Raw genomic sequence first — 2,835 nt, 5'->3', positions numbered from 1 at the left:
AGAAGCAGAAATTTTTATCCTCAATTTCTTGCAATCCTCGCTACGGACGCTTAAGACCGACAGGCTGCCAGGGTGATATTGACACTTGGGGCTTCGCCATTCTCAGTGATGCCCGGTCAATGAGGCCTGATCTTACAGCGCTGATGATGGACAATAAAACTTATGAAACATTCTTCAATAAAACCTCTCATGAAAGCCAGCCCGTCAAACAAATGCCTGAAAACCTGACACCAGAAGAGCAGTCTCTCTTCAATCAACTACTGGATTCAGAGAAAGGCAGGACTCGTCTCGAACAGGAATTTTTGAATCAGGACTATGTTTTCAGACACCTTGCTGACTGGAAGACTCATCATTAATACCACAGTCAGGATCTCATGAAGTAACCCAGCACCTCATCGGCATGAGGCCGGTTCTTTGGATTCCAGGCCAGCATTGACCTTATTAATTCCGCATAGCGTTTATCAATAGCTTCCACTTCTTTGAGTCGTTTGCTCAGGTGCTCATTATAAGCGTCTTGATCGTTCATCTTGTTCAGATCAAAGCGACTGGAAAAAAGCCTTTTGCGCGCCAACATCTCGAAGAAAATAACCCCCGCTGAAAAAACATCGGTTTTCCCGGAAATTGCCGTGGGCTCGTCATAAAAAAGTTCAGGAGGCCTGTAACCTTGTGTACAGGCTTTGTAATTTTCAGCCGGACCCGCATACTGAGACAGACCAAAATCAATGATGGAGAGATTGTCCCGGTCATCTACTACCAGATTTCCCAGTTTTAAATCCAGATGCCAGATCCCTGCATCATGCAAGTGAGCAACACCCTTCATTAACTGCCGGGCATAGGTCTCAACCGTCGGCAATGACAGCCCTGCAGGGTGAGTACATAAAATTTCTTGAAGTGATTTACCTGCGTAGGGCATCAGCAAAGTATTGTCCTTCGTATCAATAAACCTGACAATATTCGGGCCCTGAGACGCTCTGAGAAGCCACTTTTCAACCTTGAGATACCGTTCACACTCTTTACGCACAGCACACTTTCTCACGTAGATGCTTTTACCTACAGGGGACTCCCAGTGTTCACAGGTCGCAGAGAAGCTTTTATTCTCTCGTAATACTTTGGAGTACACCCTCTCCTCAGGCACATTAATCAGCCTGAGCTTACCCAGCACGTAATAAGCAGCCGATGCAACGATGTCACAGGGATTCCGGGAGCGATCCTGGTCAGTCAGTAACCTGTTGCCGGGATAAGTAGCGCTTTGAACATCCATTGTTCTGTCCTTCCTGAGCTTGATATAAGATTTGAGTCACAAAAAGCAGAAAAAGTTTTCTGAAGAACTAACAGAAAGGTCAGTAAAACTGACCTATTGAGGGGGATAAAGCTCATTACTTATTTCACAATCAGGTTTTCATGAAGTAGCTCAGCACTTTCCCTGCATCAGGCCGATGCTCCGGATTCCAGGCCAGCATTGACTTCAGCAAAGCCACATAGCGTTTATCAATAAGCGCCACCTTTTTCAGTTGCTGGTTCAGGTGCTCATAATAAGTGTGTTGGTTCATCATCTTGTTCTGATCAAACTTGTCGGGAAAGAGCTTTTTACACGTCAACAGCCTGAAGAGACAAACACCCGCTGAAAAAACATCGGTTTTACTGGAAATGGCCTCAGGTCCTTCGTAAAACATTTCAGGAGGTTTATAGCCTTTTGTACACACTTCCAGGTTTTCAGATGGACCTGCATACTGAGACAGACCAAAATCAATGATAGAGAGATTGTGTTCGTCATCTACTATCAGATTGTCCAGCTTTAAGTCCAGGTGCCAGATCCCCGAATCGTGCAAATGGGCGACCCCCTTCATTAACTGCCGGGCATAGGTCTCAAATTCGGGCTGTGATAACGCTTCTTTACTATGAATAAACTTTTCATAAAGTGACCGGCCTGCGTCGGGCATCAGTAAAGTATCGTCGTCCGATTCAATAAGCCTGACGATATTCGGGCCCTGAGCCTCTCTGAGAAGCGCCTTTTCCATCTTGAGTTGGTGTTTACGCACTTCGGTTAAACCACACTTTCTCATGTAGAGGCTTTTACCTCTCGGAGTCCCCCAGAGTTCAAGGGACACCGAGACGCCATTTTCCACATGTTCGACTCTGGAGGCCAGCAACCCCTCATCCACACTAATCCGCCTGAGCTTACCCAGTAGGTAGTAAACAGCCGATGCAACCATTTCACAGGGATTACAGGAAAGCCCCTGATCTGTGGGTGAGCTGTGGTCTGGATAACTGCGGCCTGGATAAGTAACGCCTTGAACATCCATTGTTTTGTCCTTCCTGAGACTGATAAGAGGTTTGAGTCACCAAAGGCAGAAAAAGTTTTCTGAAGAACTAACAGAAAGGTCAGTAAACCTGACCTTTTGAGAGGGATTTCGTAGTAAACTTCTGCGGCTAACGATCATTGCCTTGGTGGGAGCCCTCTATGAGTTCAGATATCCAGCATCCCTATGAACGACTGACGCCTGACCGGGTGATGGACGCAGTGGAAAGTCAGGGATACCTGTGTGATGCCAGAAACCTGGCTCTGAACAGCTACGAAAACCGTGTTTACCAGGTGGGGATTGAAGACGGCTTACCGATTATTGCCAAATTTTATCGTCCCGAGCGCTGGAGCCATGATCAGATTCTGGAAGAACACGCCTTCTCACTGGAACTGCAAGAAATGGAATTCCCAATCGTGGCCCCCCTCCAAAACGAGAATCAGGAAACCTTGCATGAGTTTGAAGGCTTCCAGTTTGCCCTGTTCAAACGCATGGGAGGCTATCCACCGGAACTCGATAATCTGGATCACCTGCT

Annotated in this window: 4 protein-coding genes; 2 read left to right on the top strand and 2 right to left on the bottom strand. The window is 46.7% G+C overall.

The annotated features are described in order from the left end of the window. Window positions 1-356, top strand: a 356-nt coding sequence (locus KDK17_RS19085; RefSeq protein ID WP_257288830.1) for a DUF2220 domain-containing protein, incomplete at its 5' end; no start/stop codon positions are given. Window positions 357-364: 8 nt separating this feature from the next. On the opposite strand, the gene KDK17_RS19080 is transcribed toward KDK17_RS19085, so the two are convergent. Both KDK17_RS19080 and KDK17_RS19075 read right to left on the bottom strand, forming a co-directional pair. Then, window positions 365-1,261 (bottom strand): protein kinase, encoded by an 897-nt coding sequence (locus KDK17_RS19080; protein ID WP_257288829.1) that lies wholly within the window; start codon window positions 1,259-1,261, stop codon window positions 365-367. Between the two features lie 130 nt (window positions 1,262-1,391). Continuing rightward, the gene (locus KDK17_RS19075) at window positions 1,392-2,303 is read right to left on the bottom strand and encodes a protein kinase (protein WP_257288828.1); all 912 of its coding nucleotides are present in this window, start codon (window positions 2,301-2,303) and stop codon (window positions 1,392-1,394) included. Between the two features lie 158 nt (window positions 2,304-2,461). Here KDK17_RS19075 and KDK17_RS19070 point away from each other — a divergent pair. Beyond that, on the top strand, window positions 2,462-2,835 hold a 374-nt coding region (locus KDK17_RS19070; protein ID WP_257288827.1), incomplete at its 3' end, for a phosphotransferase.

It is taken from the genome of Endozoicomonas sp. SESOKO2 (assembly GCF_024606245.1).
Classification (GTDB): Bacteria; Pseudomonadota; Gammaproteobacteria; order Pseudomonadales; family Endozoicomonadaceae; genus Endozoicomonas_A.
Note: the sequence above shows the minus strand (reverse complement) of the source record. Positions and strands in the feature narration are given on the sequence as shown.